At 38.1% G+C, this 18,893-nt stretch carries 13 protein-coding genes, 1 riboswitch and 1 other annotated feature; of the genes, 11 read left to right on the plus strand and 2 right to left on the minus strand.

From position 1 onward, the window contains the following. Positions 1 to 372: 372 nt before the first annotated feature. Entirely contained in the window at positions 373 to 1,746 is a 1,374-nt protein-coding gene (locus NSS70_RS11850; RefSeq protein ID WP_327847978.1) for an IS1380-like element ISGsp2 family transposase, read from the minus strand. Between the two features lie 201 nt (positions 1,747 to 1,947). Continuing rightward, positions 1,948 to 1,992, plus strand: a riboswitch (PreQ1 riboswitch). A gap of 9 nt (positions 1,993 to 2,001) precedes the next feature. Between NSS70_RS11850 and NSS70_RS11855 the strand changes: the two genes are divergently transcribed. The 10 genes from NSS70_RS11855 (at position 2,002) to NSS70_RS11900 (ending at position 11,510) form a co-directional block, all read left to right on the plus strand. After that, positions 2,002 to 2,490, plus strand: a complete 489-nt coding sequence (locus NSS70_RS11855) for a QueT transporter family protein (RefSeq protein ID WP_339196478.1) — start codon at positions 2,002 to 2,004, stop codon at positions 2,488 to 2,490. A 939-nt stretch (positions 2,491 to 3,429) separates the two neighbouring features. Beyond that, complete coding sequence (locus NSS70_RS11860; RefSeq protein WP_094245205.1) at positions 3,430 to 4,788, plus strand: transposase family protein; 1,359 nt, start codon at positions 3,430 to 3,432, stop codon at positions 4,786 to 4,788. A 349-nt stretch (positions 4,789 to 5,137) separates the two neighbouring features. Continuing rightward, positions 5,138 to 5,360 (plus strand) — a binding site (T-box leader). A 99-nt stretch (positions 5,361 to 5,459) separates the two neighbouring features. After that, a complete protein-coding gene (trpD, locus tag NSS70_RS11865) occupies positions 5,460 to 6,497 on the plus strand; it encodes an anthranilate phosphoribosyltransferase (protein ID WP_339196480.1) in 1,038 nt (345 codons plus the stop codon). Beyond that, positions 6,494 to 7,282 (plus strand): indole-3-glycerol phosphate synthase TrpC, encoded by a 789-nt coding sequence (gene trpC, locus NSS70_RS11870; RefSeq protein ID WP_339196482.1) that lies wholly within the window; start codon positions 6,494 to 6,496, stop codon positions 7,280 to 7,282. Before trpD ends, trpC begins: the two co-directional genes overlap by 4 nt. Then, positions 7,283 to 7,633 (plus strand): phosphoribosylanthranilate isomerase, encoded by a 351-nt coding sequence (locus NSS70_RS11875; RefSeq protein ID WP_339196484.1) that lies wholly within the window; start codon positions 7,283 to 7,285, stop codon positions 7,631 to 7,633. An 8-nt stretch (positions 7,634 to 7,641) separates the two neighbouring features. Next, the gene (locus NSS70_RS11880) at positions 7,642 to 7,890 is read left to right on the plus strand and encodes a phosphoribosylanthranilate isomerase (protein WP_339196486.1); all 249 of its coding nucleotides are present in this window, start codon (positions 7,642 to 7,644) and stop codon (positions 7,888 to 7,890) included. Positions 7,891 to 7,961: 71 nt separating this feature from the next. Next, positions 7,962 to 9,173 carry a tryptophan synthase subunit beta gene (gene trpB, locus NSS70_RS11885; RefSeq protein WP_339196488.1) on the plus strand — a complete coding sequence of 404 codons (1,212 nt, stop codon included), beginning with the start codon at positions 7,962 to 7,964 and terminating at the stop codon, positions 9,171 to 9,173. Further along, positions 9,148 to 9,930, plus strand: a complete 783-nt coding sequence (trpA, locus tag NSS70_RS11890) for a tryptophan synthase subunit alpha (protein WP_340881680.1) — start codon at positions 9,148 to 9,150, stop codon at positions 9,928 to 9,930. The genes trpB (NSS70_RS11885) and trpA overlap by 26 nt, the downstream gene beginning before the upstream one ends. Before the next feature lie 34 nt (positions 9,931 to 9,964). After that, positions 9,965 to 11,128 (plus strand): tryptophan synthase subunit beta, encoded by a 1,164-nt coding sequence (trpB, locus tag NSS70_RS11895; RefSeq protein WP_340881682.1) that lies wholly within the window; start codon positions 9,965 to 9,967, stop codon positions 11,126 to 11,128. Between the two features lie 85 nt (positions 11,129 to 11,213). Further along, the gene (locus tag NSS70_RS11900) at positions 11,214 to 11,510 is read left to right on the plus strand and encodes a chorismate mutase (RefSeq protein ID WP_340881684.1); all 297 of its coding nucleotides are present in this window, start codon (positions 11,214 to 11,216) and stop codon (positions 11,508 to 11,510) included. 754 nt (positions 11,511 to 12,264) lie between these two features. Here the strand turns inward: NSS70_RS11900 and NSS70_RS11905 are convergent. Beyond that, a complete protein-coding gene (locus tag NSS70_RS11905; RefSeq protein WP_340881686.1) occupies positions 12,265 to 15,657 on the minus strand; it encodes an InlB B-repeat-containing protein in 3,393 nt (1,130 codons plus the stop codon). Between the two features lie 564 nt (positions 15,658 to 16,221). Here NSS70_RS11905 and NSS70_RS11910 point away from each other — a divergent pair. Next, the gene (locus NSS70_RS11910; protein WP_339196500.1) at positions 16,222 to 18,801 is read left to right on the plus strand and encodes a LuxR C-terminal-related transcriptional regulator; all 2,580 of its coding nucleotides are present in this window, start codon (positions 16,222 to 16,224) and stop codon (positions 18,799 to 18,801) included. The last annotated feature ends 92 nt before the right edge of the window (positions 18,802 to 18,893 follow it).

Genomic DNA, 18,893 nt, shown 5'->3' on the forward strand with positions numbered 1-18,893 from the left:
ACATCCTTCTTATGTATAAAATATGGGTATACGATAACATGCAGGAATTAAAAAGTGTTTAGCAGATTCTCGGAGAAAACACACTATTGATCGTTGCCCAATACTTTTTTGTGTGTTTCAGTTTATTGTTCAATTTTAAGTGAAAAAATACCATATACTTAAAAACCTGAATCCGTGATGAATTGAAATCGACTTTGATTTTGTTGTAATTTTGATGGATTGATAATCCATAAAACCCTTTTTATGCTTATGACCTATGTCATCTCTATTTCCGAAAATGGAACAAATCTCTTTTTTAGGTATACGAACCAAAAAAATAGACAAAAAAGCACAGGGAGTGACGTTGGACATCAGTGCCCGAACATTCGTTCGTTATCTTGCCTCTCTCCATTTCTGATAGACGTTCAGTAGGGGCTCGCTATAGCCACTCCTTCGCGTCAGTTTCATCCAGATCTGTCGTGATCGACGGACGAGTCGCCCTGCCATCGTGATCACCGTCTGAATAATCGTCTTGATGCGGCGGCGTTTCACTTTGTGGTGCAACGGATGTCTCGGATCGCTTAATAGATCTTGTCCAATCAGACGAAGAAGATTGTAAACGAAGGCTCCCATGACCAACACGAGCGCATTCGTTTTCATCTTCCCAGATGGAAGCCGCTCTAAATCTAAGTCGCTCTTCAGTTCGCTATGAAACTGTTCGCATGTCGCATGGTCATGATACAACGCGAGCACATCGCTCATTCGAACATGCTCGTATCCTTTGAGCCGCACCCAATAGCTTTCCACTTCATAATCAGGAACGAGCATCAGCTGTCCATTGCGTTCCATCGTCCGTTCCGTCACTTGGGTGACTTGAACGTACGTATACGTGTTTCCATCGATCGCTGCCTTCTGTGGAAGGCATAGCTCATAGGTTTGTACTCCTTCGCTTTGTCCATCATCGACACGTTTGCCCTTTTGCGAAGCGATCTGGAACCAAAGCGCTGTCGATTCTCGGCGTAAGTTTCGCTTGATGACAAAGTCCACGTCTTCCTTTAGGCATACGTGCACATTCGCTTCTGCATCGTTTCCTGCATCCATGCGAACAAGCAGACGAGATGAAGTCAGTTGACGAGCTCGACGGATAGCGGTGACTAAAAACGAGGGCATGTTGTCTTGCACATGTTGTTTCCCTGGACGCAACTCGGCATGAACGAGATACCCTTCCTTCCCTGCATACGCAAACAACGGTGTAAAACCGTCAAATCCTTTATACGTTCGACTGACTCCTTCTTTTTTCGTATCGGAGTTGTCAAATGGGGAACCATCTATATCAAGGGGAAGCCATGTCGTCTTTCCTTTGGTCCAACAAGGGGACAAAGTGGCATGTCGTTGAATCAACAGACGTATGGACTCCTCCCAAAGAATCGTTTCGGTCATCGGAAGACAAGCGAGCTGATCGAGTCGTTGTCGCAAGGTTGGAGAGGAAGGCACGTGCTGAATCCCCATCGATGCCGAAAAGATATCGTCCTGACGATACGCTTCGATATGATCGAAATCCGTTTTTCCTGTGGCAAGCAAGCCAATCATCGAGCGAATGACATCGCTATGGGAAATGTGCACTTCTCGACGAACCGTTGGAAGCCGAAGTGCGTTTACCCGTTTATCCAGTTTCGTTCGATGGAGTAAGTAGCCAACGAGAGCAAGCCCAGCACTTGGGGTAATCGCTTCATCTGTCAATACAAACCGAATCGGGAAATCTTTCATCACATCACCTACTTGATGAAGAATCGTCAACGTCGTTTTCCCTTATCGTATCAACGGTTTGCGACCATTGTAAAGATGTTTTGTCACGGATTCAGGTTATTATAAGAGTTTTAAAAATTTGGATTTTTTATATTTTTTTGGTAATTTTAAATAATTGACTTTTACTTTTTATTTTATTAATATATAATCTTGTGTTTCATAAACACCGTGGTTCGAAACCATCCCACGATAAAAAACTAAGGAGCTGTTGAAAAAATGAATAGTAAAACAAAATTTTTAGCGACGACAGCGATTATTGCAGCACTTTACTTTGCAGTATCGATGTTAGTTGCACCGTTCGCATTTAAAGAAGTACAATTTCGTATTTCTGAAATGTTTAACCATTTAGTCGCTTTTAATCCGCGCTATATGTTAGGCATTTTGCTTGGAGTATTCATCACTAATTTATTTTCACCATTAGGGCCGATAGATATTTATTTTGGAGTAGGCCATTCACTTTTAACTCTTGGAATTTTCATTTTAATTTGTAAGTTTGTGAAAAATATTTGGCTTCGATTAGTGATTAACTCATTTTTATTTACATTCACAATGTTTATTATCGGTATTGAATTAAACATCATGTATGAAATTCCATTTTGGTTTGCATGGTTAACGTGTGCAATTGGTGAATTTGTCGTCTTAATTATAGGTGCACCAATTATGCACTTTATAAATAAACGTCTTAAATTTAAAGATTTAATATGATATCGAGTAGGAGGGGGTGACTAACCCCCGACCTCTCACACCACCGTACGTACGGTTCCGTATACGGCGGTTCAATTAAGATAATTGACGCAAGTCTTTATAACTTCCGTGAATAGCTGTTCTCTTTATGCCAGTGGTCACTCCACCCTCCAAGAGGTCTCCCACGGGATTCACCGCGTCCTCCCTCAAGTGAGGTACTACGTTTTCTGTGTTCATCATGACTCACTGAATGCCAAGGGCTATTCTCTCTTAATTGTTCGGTCCTTCTTAGTTGTTCTAGACCAACTAATACTATGACCTCTGCTGACTTCTGACTGTTCAGCTATCTATCACTAGATAGGTTACCAAGGTTACTTGGCGTGCCAGCCAGACCTCCCCGGGTAAGAGTGTAATCTTTCCTTCCATCCATCTGCTTCATTTACTCTGTATCACCTTCGGCAGAAAGGGCTTTGTTTTGTCTTGCAAACTCACCCAGTGATACCTAGCCTCATATGAAGTTCGTGTTCCTCAGACCGGAAGTTTGCCGCTCGCTTCCTTCAGATTCCGCGTCACCACGGACACCCTTGCGTTAAGCTAACTGCTACTTCTGCCTTCGCAGCTCGGGACTTTCACCCTATAGATTACACCCATGCCGGGCGCACAAGCAGGAGAGGTAGGGTTAGCACCCACCTCTTTTTATATTTTTAAAGAAGCTACTTGTAAAATAAAACCCTTTTAAATCTAGTGCTTCTCCCTTCTTGATTTTTCTAATGAAGAAACTGCTTAATCGTTCATTCTGTAATTTACCTCCCCCCAACCTTTTCAAATGAAATCAATCTATTTTTTCCAGCCCTGAAGAGTAAAAATTCTTCGAGATAATTCCACCCAAACTTTGCCAAATATGTGATAATAAGGGTATGTAAAAAACCTAATATATTGGCATTTGGGGGGGATTTTTTTATGGTAACGAGGAAGGAAAAGCGTGAAAAGGAAAAAGAGGTAAATTATTTATTCGAGTTGCTAAAAACACAAAATCACTTTTTTAAAAATTTAAACAAATTGCTCAAAACTATTGATGATCCAAGGCACCAAAGCTATATTACCTATGACACGGAAGTCCTTTTGATGATGGTTATTTTGAAAAATGCATGCAACTTAAAAAGTATGCGCGAAATGACAAACGAATTTAATAAGGAAGAGTGCATTAAAAATTTGGGGAAATTGTTGGGGAATGAAGATTTGGAAGAACTGCCCCATTATGACACAATCAATGATTTTTTGGCACGAGTGAACCCGGCAGAACTTGAAAGGATCCGAATCGATATGATCAAGAAATTATTCAAAAAGAGGTGTTTTGAATCCTATCGTATCAATGGGAAATACTGGGGTATTGCCATAGATGGGACCGGTATTTTTACTTTTGACAAAAAACATTGTGAACACTGCCTGAAACGGGAGCGCAAATACATAGACAAGGAAACGGGTGAAGAAAAAATAAAGACCATCTACATGCATCATGTCTTGGAAGCCAAGTTAATTGTGGGAAATATGGTACTAAGTGTGGCCTCCGAGTTTATTGAAAATGAATCAGAGGACGTGGAAAAGCAAGATTGTGAGTTGAATGCTTTTTATCGACTGACTGCTAGACTGAAAGACACCTTTAAAAAACTGCCTATCTGTCTGATTGCCGATAGTCTTTATGCCTGCGAAAATGTATTTAAACAATGCAAGGCGAATAATTGGAACTACTTATTCCGTTTTAAGGAAGATCGTATTAAAAGCATCACCGATGAGTTTCAAGCGTTAAAAAATATGGAAGAGGAGGAAGGCAAGAAAGCCAATGTGGTAAAGATACGTGAAAGCGAACAGCGAGGGGAAATCACCTGGGTGAACGATATTGATTACAGAGGCTTTGGGGTGAATGTTTTCGAATGCGAATTAGAAGATGAAAAAAGAAAACAAAAATTTACCTTTATCACAGATATAAAAATCACAAAAAACAATGCAAAGAAACTGATGAACGCTGGCAGAAGCCGCTGGAGAATAGAGAATGAGGGGTTTAACAGACAAAAAAACCTGCGCTACCACATTGAACACGCAAGCAGCCAAGATTACAATGCCATGAAAAATCACTACCTATTAACCCAAATTACAGAGATTATCATGGTGTTACATGAGCATGGGTCAAAAATATTGAGAAGCATGAAGAAAACGATAAAAGAAATATCCTCGCGATTGTTAGAAGCCTTCCGTGGGCAAACACTAACAGACGAGGATATCGCACAACTGGGAAAACCTATGCAAATTAGGTTTACCTAGCGAATTAATTGTACCAAAGGATGTGATGTTTGGCAAAGAAAAAAAGTTATCCACAACAAACAAAAATAAGTTATCCACATTTTTTAAAAAAATAAGCAAAATTGGTTCTTTTTGACCCTTTTTGTAAATAAATTTAACTGGAAAATTTTACCAACTGTGGATAAGTCGTAATTGCATAATACTACCGAAAATTGATAAATTTACTCCTCATAGCTGTATTTTTTCTGAATACATTGACAATATAGAAATATTTTTATAGAATGAAATTTACATAATCGTTCGGAATTGGCATTCGCCATGAAGAGCTGAGCAGAGTTTAGTTTAGTATGAGAATAGTTGAGAATAGCCGAGTAAATTGATGAGTAAGAATAGTAGCGATTTTGTACGCTTTAGAGAGCTAGTGGGTGGTGTAAACTAGTGCGAAAGAATCGTGAATGGGCCTTACGAGAGCGACTAGCGCAAGTTAGTTGACGGATTCCCTCGTTATCGGGAAGTGTCAATAGTAGACACACTAAGGTGGAAGTTTTTACAACTTCAACAGAGGTGGCAACGCGGTAAATACCGTCCTCTACAAGGAAAATGAAATTCCTTGTAGGGGACTTTTTTATTTGTCTGCAAATCCTCGGCTTTACCACTCAACTTCAAATTATAACAATTTGGAGGAATGAATGATGACACTTCAACCGTTTATTACACGAGTAAATAATAATGAATATTTATCTTTCGATGACATGTTACAAGCAGCAAAACTTGTTTTTAATGAAACTACACCTAAAGATGAAATTGCCCAGTTTCTTGTTGCATTAAGTCAAAAAGGTGAAACAGCAGAAGAAATTGCAGCATTAGCTACTGTCATGAAAGCAAACTCTTTAAATGTTGCCGTTCCAGAAGGAGTATATATGGACAATTGTGGAACAGGTGGAGACGGTTTAAAAAGCTTCAATATTAGTACCGCTTCCGCTTTTATCCTTTCATCTTGCGGTATAAAAGTTGCAAAACACGGTAATCGAAAAATCTCAAGTAGCTCTGGTAGTGCTGACGTTTTAGACGCTTTAGGTATTCCTGCAAGTCTATCTATTGATCAATCTGTCAATCTAATTAAACAACATGGAATTACCTTTTTATTCGCTCCAAGCGTTCATCCAAAATTAAAACGAATTGGAGAAGTTCGCCGTGCTATTGGAAAACCAACAATCTTTAATCTAGTAGGACCATTAACAAACCCTGTTAATATTGAAAGACAACTTGTTGGCATAAACCGCCCAGCACTTGTGATGCAGTATGCAGAAGTACTTAAACTTTTAGGAAGAAAACGTGCTATTGTCGTTTCAGGTTCAAAAGGAATGGATGAAGCTTCTTTAAATAATGAAAATACTTTTGCATTACTCCATGACGGAGAAGTAATTCCTTTTTCCATTGACATTACTCAACTTGGATTTTCTGAAACTCCAGTTGAAGATTTACGTGGTGGTACACCTGAAGAAAATGCAGAAATTTTACGAAACTTATTAAAAGGAAAACAAAGTCCATATTTCGATGCTGTTTTACTGAATGCGGCAATCGCCCTTTTCGCATATGGCAAAGTGGAAAATGTAAAAGATGGTGTAGAATTGGCACGTGAAACAGTACATTCTGGCAAAGCTTACGAAAAACTCGAAGCTGTTTCTAATTTCTGTCAATCAATTTCTAAGGAGAATATTGCGCTATGACAATTTTACAAAACATAATTGATTACAAAAAAACGTTAATCCCTTCATTACTTGAAAAAAAACCGAATTTTAATATACAGCCGAAAAAACGACCTTCTTTATATGAAGTTTTGCGCAAAGCAAACCAATTACAAATTATTGCTGAAATGAAAAGAGCTTCCCCTTCTAAAGGACTAATCAATACAGATGTTGATCCGATTGAGCAAGCTCGTAAATACGAAAAAGCTGGTGCAGCTTGTATTTCCGTATTAACAGAAGATAAATTTTTCAAAGGTTCTTTTGAAGATTTAGCGCAAATTGCAAACAACGTGGATATTCCTCTTTTAAATAAGGATTTCATCATTCATGAAGTCCAAATTGATTATGCCAAAGCAAGTGGTGCATCGGTCATTTTACTTATCGTTGCCGCTTTAACTGATGAACAACTAAAGTCTTTATACGATTACGCAACAAAAGAAGGATTAGACGTTTTAGTAGAAGTCCATAACGAAGAAGAAGTAGAAAGAGCTTTAGCGATCAAACCAAAAATTATAGGTGTCAATAATCGAGATTTAAAAACATTCCATGTAGATTTAATCCAAACGGAAAAACTAGCCAATCGAATTTTACAATTTGAAGATATTATCTTTATTAGTGAAAGTGGCATTTGGGAAGAAAAGGATGCCGAGCGTGTTGCCAAAGCTGGTGCCCGTGCCATTTTAGTCGGTGAATCGTTAATGAAAAGTGACAATGTGGAAGAAGCAATTCAATCTTTCCAAGTCCCTCTTCCAAAGGTTGTGAAGTAATTGGTCAAAGTAAAAATTTGCGGAATTAAAGAAGTCGAACATGTAAAAGCTTGTGTGGAAGCCGGAGCCACTTGGATTGGCTTCATGTTTGCAGAAAGTAAAAGAAAAATCACAATTGAACAAGCAAAAGAATTAGCTCAACATGTACCACCTCATGTAAAAACAGTTGGTGTTTTCGTCAATCCAACTGCTAAACAAGTTCAGGAAGCCGTTGAAAAAGTAGGGCTTAATTATGTTCAATATCATGGCAATGAAGAGCCATCCTTCATTGAATCACTTGGCTACCCTTCCATCAAAGCTTTTTCCGTTCGAAGCTATGAAGATGTTGAAAAGCGAGAAATTATAACGTAGATTACTATTTGTTCGACTCACCAGGCACTAAATTTGCAGGTGGTAGTGGAAAAATTTTCGACTGGACACTACTCGATCAATTATCCATCCCAAAAGAAAAAGTCATTTTAGCTGGTGGATTAAATCCAAACAACGTAAAAGATGCCGTTGAACGAGTAAAGCCTTTCGGTGTTGATGTATCGAGCGGTGTTGAACAAAATGGGCGGAAAAATAGCGAATTAATTAAACAATTTATACACATTTCTTCAAAACTATAGACAATTAAAATTAGACACATGCATTGGAAACTATTATATTAGTTCCTCGCTACAAACAAAGGAGTGACATTATGACGACTGCACAAAAAGGACGTTTCGGCCGCTTCGGTGGTCAATTCGTACCTGAAACATTAATGAGTGCTTTACAAGAACTTGAAGAAACTTATGACCAATTAAAAGATGACCCTTCTTTTAAAGAAGAGTTGAACTACTATTTAACAAATTACGTTGGTCGCACTACCCCACTTTATTTTGCTGAACGTCTCACTGAATATTCAGGTGGTGCAAAAATTTACTTAAAACGTGAAGACTTAAACCACACTGGCGCCCACAAAATTAATAACGCTTTAGGGCAAGCACTTCTTGCAAAACGAATGGGGAAAAAGAAAATCGTCGCAGAAACTGGTGCCGGTCAACATGGTGTTGCAACAGCTACAGCTTGCGCCCTACTTAACTTAGAATGTATCGTTTACATGGGTGCTGAAGACGTAAAACGACAAGCTTTAAACGTTTTCCGTATGGAACTTCTTGGTACAAAAGTTGTTGCGGTTGAACACGGCTCTGCTACGTTAAAAGATGCAGTAAATGAAGCGTTACGTCACTGGGTAACACACATTGAAGATACCCACTATATTTTAGGTTCAGCCCTTGGTCCTCATCCTTTCCCTACTATCGTTCGAGATTTCCAACGAGTAATCGGGGATGAAACGAAACAGCAAATTTTAGAAGTTGAAAACCGTCTACCTGATGCAGTTGTCGCATGTATCGGTGGCGGTAGCAACGCAATCGGAATGTTTTATCCATTTGTAGAAGATACATCCGTAAAACTAATCGGCGTGGAAGCAGCTGGTGCAGGCATTAGTACAGGGAAACATGCCGCGGCAATTCAAGGTGGAAAAACGGGCGTATTGCATGGTGCTTACATGTATTTATTACAAGACGAAAACGGCTTTGTCCAAGAAGCCCATTCCATTTCTGCAGGATTAGACTATCCTGGTGTAGGTCCAGAACATTGCTATTTATACGAAACAAAACGAGCTACTTACGAAACAGTAACAGATGCAGAAGCACTAGAAGGAGTAAAATTACTTTGTAAAACAGAAGGTATTCTCCCTGCTTTAGAAAGTGCTCATGCCATTTATTACGCTTCTAACTTAGCAAAAACAATGTCAAAAGATGATATCATCGTCGTATGCTTATCAGGTAGAGGCGATAAAGATGTTCATACAATTTCTGCTGCCCTTGGAGGTGACACTCATGAGTCAATTAACGAATGCAATTAATGAAGTCATTTCCCGTGGCGATAAAGGGTTCATCCCATACATTATGGCCGGTGACGGTGGACTAGATCAATTAAAAGAAACCATTTTAAAACTTCAACAACTTGGCGTAACTGCTATTGAAGTTGGAATTCCGTTTACTGATCCTGTAGCAGACGGACCAACAATTCAAAAAGCAGGAGAACGAGCTTTAGCAAATGGTACAACTTTACAAAAAGTTTTAACTACTTTGCGTACTTTCTCTGATGAAATCACAATTCCACTTGTTGCTATGACTTACTTAAATCCGATATTAGCTTACGGTGTTGAAAAGTTTGCCCAAGACGCATATGAAGCAGGTATCCGCGGTGTCATTATTCCAGATATGCCTCTTGAGGAATCAGACATCGTGCAACCGTCATTACGCGATTCTGGCATTAATCTTGTTCAACTCGTTACATTAACAAGTACAAAAGAACGAATTGAAAGATTAACAAAAGCTAGCGAAGGATTTATTTATGCAGTTACTGTCAACGGTATTACAGGCGCACGCTCTTCCTTTGAAGCATCACTGGAGGATCATTTTAAGCAAATTAAATCTTACACAGATTTACCAGTACTTGCAGGGTTTGGTATTTCGACACCTAATCACGTAAAATCTTTCAGTTCCTTTTGCGATGGAGTCATCGTTGGTAGTAAAATAGTAGATAGTTTATATCAAAATGATTGGGAAACCATTGAACAGTTAGTAAAAGCTTCTAAAGTAGCTACAATAAAATGAAAAATTAAATTTTTGTAAAAGGGGTTGCTAATTTATGAGTTTCGTATCAGTAAAAGATGGTTATTATGGACAATTCGGAGGTAGCTTTGTTCCTGAAGATGTACAAAACGTATTAAATATCTTAGCAGAACAATTTAAAAAATATAAAGACGATCCTGAATTCAACGAAGAATTAAGCTATTACTTAAAAGAATATGCAGGTCGCGAAACTCCACTTTATTTCGCTGAAAACTTAACAAAACAATTAGGTGGCGCAAAAATTTATTTAAAACGTGAGGATTTAAATCATACAGGTTCTCACAAATTAAACAACGTATTAGGTCAAATTTTACTTGCAAAACGTATGGGTGCAAAACGTGTCATTGCTGAAACTGGCGCTGGCCAACATGGTGTGGCAACAGCGACAGCGTGCGCTATGTTCGGTATGGAATGTACAATTTACATGGGTGCAAAAGATACGAAACGCCAAGCTTTAAACGTGTTCCGTATGGAATTACTTGGCGCAAAAGTAGTGGCAGTTGATAAAGGAAACGGTCTTTTAAAAGAAGCGGTAGACGAAGCTTTTGCAGACTTAGTACAAAACCATGAAAATACATTCTATTTACTAGGATCTGCTGTTGGCCCTACTCCATATCCTGAAATTGTAGAGCACTTCCAATCTGTCATTAGTAAAGAAAGTCGAGCACAACACTTAGAGAAAGAAGGCAAACTTCCAACAGCTGTTGTTGCGGCTGTTGGTGGCGGAAGTAATGCTGCTGGTGCATTTGCAAACTATATTGGGGATGAAAGCGTTCGTTTAATTGGTGTTGAACCTGCTGGTGCGGCATCGATTACAAAAGGTGTCCCTGCTGTATTACACGGCTTCAAAAGCTTAGTGTTACAAGATGAAGAAGGTAATTTACTTGGCACAAACTCCATCGCCGCTGGATTAGATTACCAAAGTGTAGGTCCATTACACGCATACCTTCACGAAACAGGTCGCGGAGAATACGTAACAGTAACAAATGAAGAAGTATTGGAAGCTTTCCAAATATTATCGAAAGTAGAAGGAATCATTCCAGCACTTGAAAGTTCTCATGCAGTAGCTCATGCAATAAAACTTGCACCAACTTTATCACCTGAAGATACAATTATCGTTAATATTTCTGGCCGTGGTGACAAAGACGTTGAGCAAGTATTTGAGATGTTGAAAAAGTAACCTACTTTATAGTCGGTCCTTTGTTACTACTTTAAAAAGTATCAAAGCACTTTCTCTTTTTAGTACTAATTTAAAGAGGTGCGTAATGATGACTGTAGAACTTAAAAGTTTAGAGGAAGTAAGAAATAAAATTGATGAAATTGATAGTAAAATCATTAAGTTAATTAGCGAAAGAGCTAACTTCGTTAAACAGGCAGCAAAATTTAAAAAAAATCAAGACGCAGTAAGAGCACCTAAACGAGTAGAAGAAGTAATTGAAAAAGTAAGAAACCTTGCAGTTAAAGAAAATTTAGATCCTAATATAGCTGAAGACGTATATCGAACGATGATTAATTGTTTTATTAATTACGAACTAAACGAGTATTCAAAATCCACTAAATAATCCCTTCTTAACAAGGTTTATTTGAGAAGAATCGAGTAGGAGGGAGCGATTAACTCCCGTCCTCTCACACCACCGTACGTACGGTTCCGTATACGGCGGTTCAATTAAGATAATTGACGCAAGTCTTTATAACTTCCGTGAATAGCTGTTCTCTTTATGCCAGTGGTCACTCCACCCTCCAAGAGATCTCCCACGGGATTCACCGCTTCCTCCCTCAAGTGAGGTACTACGTTTTCTGTGTTCATCATGACTCACTGAATGCCAAGGGCTATTCTCTCTTAATTGTTCGGTCCTTCTTAGTTGTTCTAGACCAACTAATACTATGACCTCTGCTGACTTCTGACTGTTCAGCTATCTATCACTAGATAGGTTACCAAGGTTACTTGGCGTGCCAGCCAGACCTCCCCGGGTAAGAGTGTAATCTTTCCTTCCATCCATCTGCTTCATTTACTCTGTATCACCTTCGGCAGAAAGGGCTTTGTTTTGTCTTGCAAACTCACCCAGTGATACCTAGCCTCATATGAAGTTCGTGTTCCTCAGACCGGAAGTTTGCCGCTCGCTTCCTTCAGATTCCGCGTCACCACGGACACCCTTGCGTTAAGCTAACTGCTACTTCTGCCTTCGCAGCTCGGGACTTTCACCCTATAGATTACACCCATGCCGGGCGCACAAAAAGAAGTGTTCATTTTCCGTTTTGAAAATGGCACTTCTTTTTTAGTTAAATTACTCCTATATAATACAGCGTTATTATGATTTATTGAGTATTTCGTTTCCTATTAAGAATGTATCCAAAAGCTCCAATTAAAATGAATGCTAGTCCTATTAAAAGCCAGTTCATATAGTGCATTGCAGTTTTAGGTAATATTGATGATTCTTCATTTGGCTCATTTTGTATTTCTTCTGTTGGTCCACTCCCTGGTTCTTCTATACTTGGTCGTATTTCTTCAAAATTAGCCGTAATTGTCACATCTTCTGCAGGGACCGTATAAATGAACGATGGTTCGTCGCTTACTTCTTTGCCGTTGATCGACCAATTGACGAAACGATAGCCTTCGTTTGGTGTTGCTTTTAAGATGATTTGACTACCATATTCGTACGTACCACCGCCACTCACTTTACCTGCTTTTGGATTATTCGCTTGATCAGTTACTTTGAATGACAGGATTTCAAAGTTCGCGATGATTTCTACATCCTCTGCAGGAACCGTGTAAGTAAACGATGGTTCGTCGCTTACTTCTTTGCCGTTGATCGACCAATTGACGAAACGATAGCCTTCGTTTGGTGTTGCTTTTAAGATGATTTGACTACCATATTCGTACGTACCACCGCCACTCACTTTACCTGCTTTTGGATTATTCGCTTGAGCAGTTACTTTGAATGACAGGATTTCAAAGTTCGCGATGATTTCTACATCCTCTGCAGGAACCGTGTAAGTAAACGTTGGTTCGTCGCTTACTTCTTTGCCGTTAATCGTCCAATTCACAAAGCGATAGCCTTTATTTGGTGTCGCTGTTAAAGTAACGTTCTCGCCATATTCGTAAGTACCTTCGCCTGAAACAGTCCCACCTTCTGGATTGTTTAATTTCACGGCTACTTTGTATGATTGTTTTCCAAAGTTTGCCATAATTTCGACGTTTTGAGCTGGAATCGTGTAAGTAAAAGTCGGCTCTGTACCTACTTCTATGCCTTCTACGGTCCAATTGATGAAACGATACCCTTTATTTGGGGTCGCTGTTAATGTAATGTTTTCTCCATATTGGTAAGTACCTTCTCCTGAAATCGAACCGCCTTCAGGATGATTTGATTTTACTGTTACTTTATAAGTTAATTTTTCAAAATGAGCTACAATTTCTGCGTCTGTTGCTTGGACAGTATACGTGAATTTTAGATTTTTACTTACTTCAGTACCATTGACAGTCCAATTGACAAAGCGATAGCCCTCATTTGGTGTGGCTTGTAATGAAATTTGGTCCTCAAAAAGATACTTTCCACTATTACCTGTGACTGTACCACCTTTTGGATCGTTTGCTTTCACAGTCACTTCATAGGATAGCTTCTCAAAGTTGGCGAGAATTTCAACGTCTTTTGCTTGGACAGTAAAAGTAAATGTTGGATTTTTACTTACTTCTTTACCGTCGACAGTCCAATTGACAAAACGATAGCCTTCGTTCGGTTCTGCTTTTAATTGAACTTCATCTTCGAATAAATAACTTCCGCTACCTGTAACTGTTCCGCCTTTTGAATCATTCGCCTTAACAGTCACGTCATAGGATTGTTTTTCGAAGTTAGCGATGATTTCAACGTCTTTTGCTTGGACAGTATAAGTAAATGTTGGATTTTTACTTACTTCTTTACCGTCGACAGTCCAATTGACAAAGCGGTAGCCTTCCTTAGGTGTTGCTTGTAATGATATTTCTTCATCGGGTAAATAACTTCCACTTTTGTCAGTAATCGTACCACCCTTTAAATCATTCACTTTAACAGTTACATCGTAGGTTTTTGCAAAATTTGCAACAATCGTAACGTCTTTCACTGGCATTGTGTAGGTAAAATTTGCTTTATTGCTTAATTCATGGTTATCTATCGTCCAATTGATAAAACGATAGCCAGGTTCTGCCTTTGCTTTTAGTTCTACTTCTTCGCCAGGCTCATATTGCCCTTGTCCTGTCAATGTACCAGCGTTTGCCAGATTAGATTGTAAAGTTACGGTACTTTTTTCTGCAGCACCGATTCCTTCTGTTGTTTGTAATGTCGGATAACCATTTTGACCAATCTTCCATATATGATTAAAATCCCAACCTAAAGCTACATAGGTTTGTTGATTTTGCGCTTCTTCTATACTAATGTCTGTGCCGTTAACACCGTAATAAACGTCATTGTTATAAGGATTTGTAATATTAAGTATCATATCTTTTAAGGCATAAATATTTGAGAAATATGGATAACTATAATAACCGATGACTTTACCAATATAGCTATCATTTCGTACATTTAGATTTATTTGTGCATTTAAAGCGAAGGAATTTAAAGTCTCTCCATTTCCCAATTGCCCAATTAATCCACCAACACCAATACAAAGCATACCTGTTACAATTCCTTTTGCGTAAGTTTTTGTTATTTTACTAAATGATAATCCAACTAATCCACCAACATTATCATCGCCACTTACATCTCCAGTGGCATAGCTGTTTGTGATACTGCCACCACTAGTCTCTCCCACCAATCCACCTATAAATGTACCACCTGTTACTTTTCCAGTGGCGAAAGTATTTTCAATTGTGCCTCCAACATTTCCTCCTATTAGTCCACCGACAGATCCTCTTCCTGATACATCCCCTGTCGCATAGGCATTTGTGATTTGCCCATTTGTATTCTGGCCTACTAAACCACCAATATACCATTTGCCATTTACATTTCCTGTGGCAGTGGAGTTTTTAATTGTGCCGTTTTCACTTTTTCCGATTAATCCCCCAACATTGTTTCCAATACCTTGAACATCTTTTGTCGCAGAAGCATTTTCAATTGTTCCGCCATTATGATATCCGATTAGCCCGCCGACATTTTCTGCGCCTTCTACAGTTACTTTGGATAGCAGGAATGTAATATTTCCACTGTTATATCCAACTAGCCCGCCGACAGAATTTTTTCCTTTTACGGTTCCTTCAGCGAGAGAATTTTCAATGGTACCTTGGTTGTATCCAACGATTGCCCCGACATTCTCTTTATCGCTGGTGTTTATATTGACATTTTTTAAGATGACAAATTTAATGACGGCATTTGAATCGGTTGCGCCAAACAAGCCGATGTCGTTTGTCGGGGATTGTTGAATGGTTAAATTGGATATCGTAAATCCGTTTCCATTCAATGTTCCCGTAAAAGGAGCGGACTGGCTTCCTATTGGAACCCATTCTGATTCTAAATCCGATAAATCGATGTTTGCCGCTAACTTAAAATGCCTATCTAGATAATTTCTGACGTTGTCTAGCTGCTCGGCAGTTTTAATTAAATACGGGTCATTCGGATCGCCTGAGCCGCCAGCAAATTCAGCGGATTGTGCTTCGACAATCGGCAGCTGGTGCAGCAGGGTGAATATAACTAACAGAAAAGCTAGATTGGTAGATACAATTTTTGTGAAACGTTTTGACACGAAATATCTCTCCTTTTGCAAATCATTCGTAATTTTTTACACATGTTTGCATTAGTAAGTATGCCAGTCTAAAAGAAACTTTTAATTATATGTGGAAGTTGGTTATATACAATTGGTTGAAGCATTTGAGCAATTTTTCTATTAACGTGATGCATTTAAATATTATATATACTAGAATTTATTTGTTTGTAAATCGACCAAAAGGTTGAAGGACTGGGTGGAATTGATAGGGAGATGTTGGTAATAAAGGCGTTTTGACATGTAGAAAACCGTTTTCTTTTTTGTTTGTTTGTCGAATAATCTATGGACATTTATGTGTAATATAGCGAATATTCAAAATTGACTATTTTTAAACATAACTATAGTATAAATTGTGTAAGAAATTGTTATTATTTAGAGGTTTTGATCGAAATATGATGAATTGAATTTGTTCATTTTTTGTTCCACTGCTGTTGACATGCGTTTTGCACTAACTATGAGGTATTCTTAGTCTTAGTTAGTTTAATTTTGCAAAATGTGATAACGTTCTAAAAAAACAGAAGGGAATAAAAAGGGGTTAACGGAATGATCATTGAAACGAAACTTTTTGTCCCGAAAACAAGGGGGAAATTAATTGTCCGTTCCCACTTGAATCATCGTCTTAATGAAGGTCTTTACCGAAAACTTACTATAATAACTGCTCCTGCAGGGTACGGCAAGAGTACGTTACTCAGTGAATGGGTAACAACAATCGATGCACATATTGGATGGATATCTCTAGATGAAAGCGACAATAATCCGGCTCAGTTTTGGGCACATACCATTGGAGCGCTTAAACGAGCTAATCCATCATTTCGTGAAAAAGTTGAGAGGCATTCGATAGAAATAGATTTGTATGGAAATACGCACATTTTTAAGTTAATCAATCTTTTGCATCAATTTTCTGAACAAACGGTGTTGGTTTGGGATGACTTTCATGTTATTAAAGATCCATCCATTTTGGATGGATTGTCTTACTTACTAGAACGTATACCTGCACATGTTCATTTTTATATTGCCACTCGTAATCAACCTATTTTGCCGATATCCCGATTGCGCGTTGAAGGTAATCTCGTTGAACTGGTCGCAGATGATCTGCGGTTTGACATCGAAGAGACAAAAGCTTATTTTAACCAGTGCACTGAGTTGACTTTTAATAACATTGAACTGTTGGACATCTTTCAACGTACGGAAGGTTGGGCTGCCGGGATGCGGATGGCAGCTTTATCCATTGATAATAAATTAAACGGGACGAAGGTTGCTTTGGATATGTCAGGAAAGCAGCGTCATGTGGCTGATTATTTTTTTGAAGAGGTACTAAGCAAACAACCGAAGGACGTTCAACAGTTTTTAATGAAAACATCTATATTGGAACGAATGAATGCTTCCTTATGTGAAGCGATTACCAATGAAACGAATTCATCCACTATTTTGCACCAGCTAGAACGGGAAAACCTGTTTCTTGTGTCATTAGATAAAGACCGAGAGTGGTATCGTTATCATCACCTTTTCCAAGAGTTTTTGCACATGCAACTTCAATTGTCTAGTCCAGAACAAGTGAAAGCTTTGCATGAAACAGCAGGTCGATGGTTTGAGGAAAACGGTTTTCAACAAGAAGCTTTGGAACATTATTTGTCTAGCGGAAATTATGAACACGCCCTTCGTTTACTAGAAAGAATGCTCCCTCTTATGCCAAATTATGAATGGGCGGTTTTGCACCAGTGGCTGAATCGAATTCCGAATTCCGAGCTTTTTAATATACCGATATTTTTTTTAATGAATATTGCGTCTCTTTATTTAACAGGCTATATTTTTGAAGCAACAGAAAAATATTGTTGGGCAATCGATAAACTGGAAAATCATCCTAATTTACTTTCACAAAAAGATAAACAACATTATGGAGCAGGATTGGATTTCCTTGTGGCATTTCGCTCTTTTTTAGAAAAAGATTTTGAGTCTTTTGTAGAATATTCTAAAAGATATTTAGAGCAAGACCCTGACGGTGGGTTTCTTCCTGAATTCGGCATTGAACAAGACGGCTATCATCCGATTTGGGATATTTATTTAACATGTGAAAGTGAAAATCTTTATAAAACAGAAGAAACTTTGCGAATGTTATTAAACATGTGGGGGAAGACAAGACATACATTGTTTTTAGCTCATTTATGTTTAGATTACAGTGTTTTGTTATATGAACGAAACCGCTTGGAAGAAGCTGAATATTATACTCAAAAAGCTTTGGGGATTGGGAAAGAGTGTGACAATCTAAATTTTGTAGTGAAAGCTTCCTTAATGTTGGCGCAAATTGCTGCTTATAGTAACCGTAAACATAAAAGTGACCAAATCATTCATCAATTGATCATCGATGTGGAGCAAAGAAAAATTCTAAGACTATTAAAAGAAATTAAATTGTTCCAAATGCGAGATATGTTAAAAGATGGTGAATTAACTGCGGTGGTAAACTGGGCAAACGAAAATGGCTTTTCTGTATCGGATGAAATTTCCGTTGCGATGATTGAAGAATATGAGTTATTCGCTAGAATGTTATGGATGCAAGGACAAAAAACGGAAGCTATGAACTTGACAAATCGCTTGCTCACTCTTGTGGAAAAGGAAAGAAAACCTCGACACGTTATTCGTCTCACTATTTTGAAAAGTTTATTACTTGCTCAGCAAAATCAAATGCTTGAAAGTTTTCAAGTATTAGAAAATGCACTATCTTTTGCACTCCCCAATGGGTTTTTAAGAGTTTTTCTAGATGAAGGAATGCATTTAGAACAATTACTTAAACGATATGTTCAAGGAGTAAGAAACCACTATATTAATCGATCGAAACACGTTAATTTAGATGATGTGAAAAGATTGCTTGAAAAGATGTCAATGGAATGTTTTGTCAAATCATCAGAAGGAAATGCAAATTTAAGCGAGCATTTGTTAACCAATCAGCAAATGAAAGTTTTAAAACTGATGCAAGAAGGACTTTCGAATAAAGAAATGGCAGAAGAATTGGATGTTTCATTATCTACTGTCAAAACTCATATTAATCATTTATATCGTAAATTAGGAGTCCATAATCGTATGTTAGCTATTAAAAAAGCTCAGGAATTGAATTTGTTTTCCGAATAAAAAATCTAGTTTGAATTCAATTGTGAAAAAAATAAGCTGTAATACTAGAATTTAAACGAAATCTAGAAAAATAAACGTCTTGCAAATTGTTT

Origin of the sequence: Aeribacillus sp. FSL K6-2848 (assembly GCF_038004325.1) — a bacterium.
Lineage (GTDB): Bacteria > Bacillota > Bacilli > Bacillales > Aeribacillaceae > Aeribacillus > Aeribacillus composti.

What these genes read in the sequence shown, in the direction of transcription:
- NSS70_RS11850 (WP_327847978.1), bottom strand. Translation starts at nt 1,746, where the DNA reads ATGAAAGATTTCCCGATTCGGTTTGTATTGACAGATGAAGCGATTACC.
- NSS70_RS11855 (WP_339196478.1), top strand. Translation starts at nt 2,002, where the DNA reads ATGAATAGTAAAACAAAATTTTTAGCGACGACAGCGATTATTGCAGCA.
- NSS70_RS11860 (WP_094245205.1), top strand. Translation starts at nt 3,430, where the DNA reads ATGGTAACGAGGAAGGAAAAGCGTGAAAAGGAAAAAGAGGTAAATTAT.
- trpD (WP_339196480.1), top strand. Translation starts at nt 5,460, where the DNA reads ATGACACTTCAACCGTTTATTACACGAGTAAATAATAATGAATATTTA.
- trpC (WP_339196482.1), top strand. Translation starts at nt 6,494, where the DNA reads ATGACAATTTTACAAAACATAATTGATTACAAAAAAACGTTAATCCCT.
- trpB (WP_339196488.1), top strand. Translation starts at nt 7,962, where the DNA reads ATGACGACTGCACAAAAAGGACGTTTCGGCCGCTTCGGTGGTCAATTC.
- trpA (WP_340881680.1), top strand. Translation starts at nt 9,148, where the DNA reads ATGAGTCAATTAACGAATGCAATTAATGAAGTCATTTCCCGTGGCGAT.
- trpB (WP_340881682.1), top strand. Translation starts at nt 9,965, where the DNA reads ATGAGTTTCGTATCAGTAAAAGATGGTTATTATGGACAATTCGGAGGT.
- NSS70_RS11900 (WP_340881684.1), top strand. Translation starts at nt 11,214, where the DNA reads ATGATGACTGTAGAACTTAAAAGTTTAGAGGAAGTAAGAAATAAAATT.
- NSS70_RS11910 (WP_339196500.1), top strand. Translation starts at nt 16,222, where the DNA reads ATGATCATTGAAACGAAACTTTTTGTCCCGAAAACAAGGGGGAAATTA.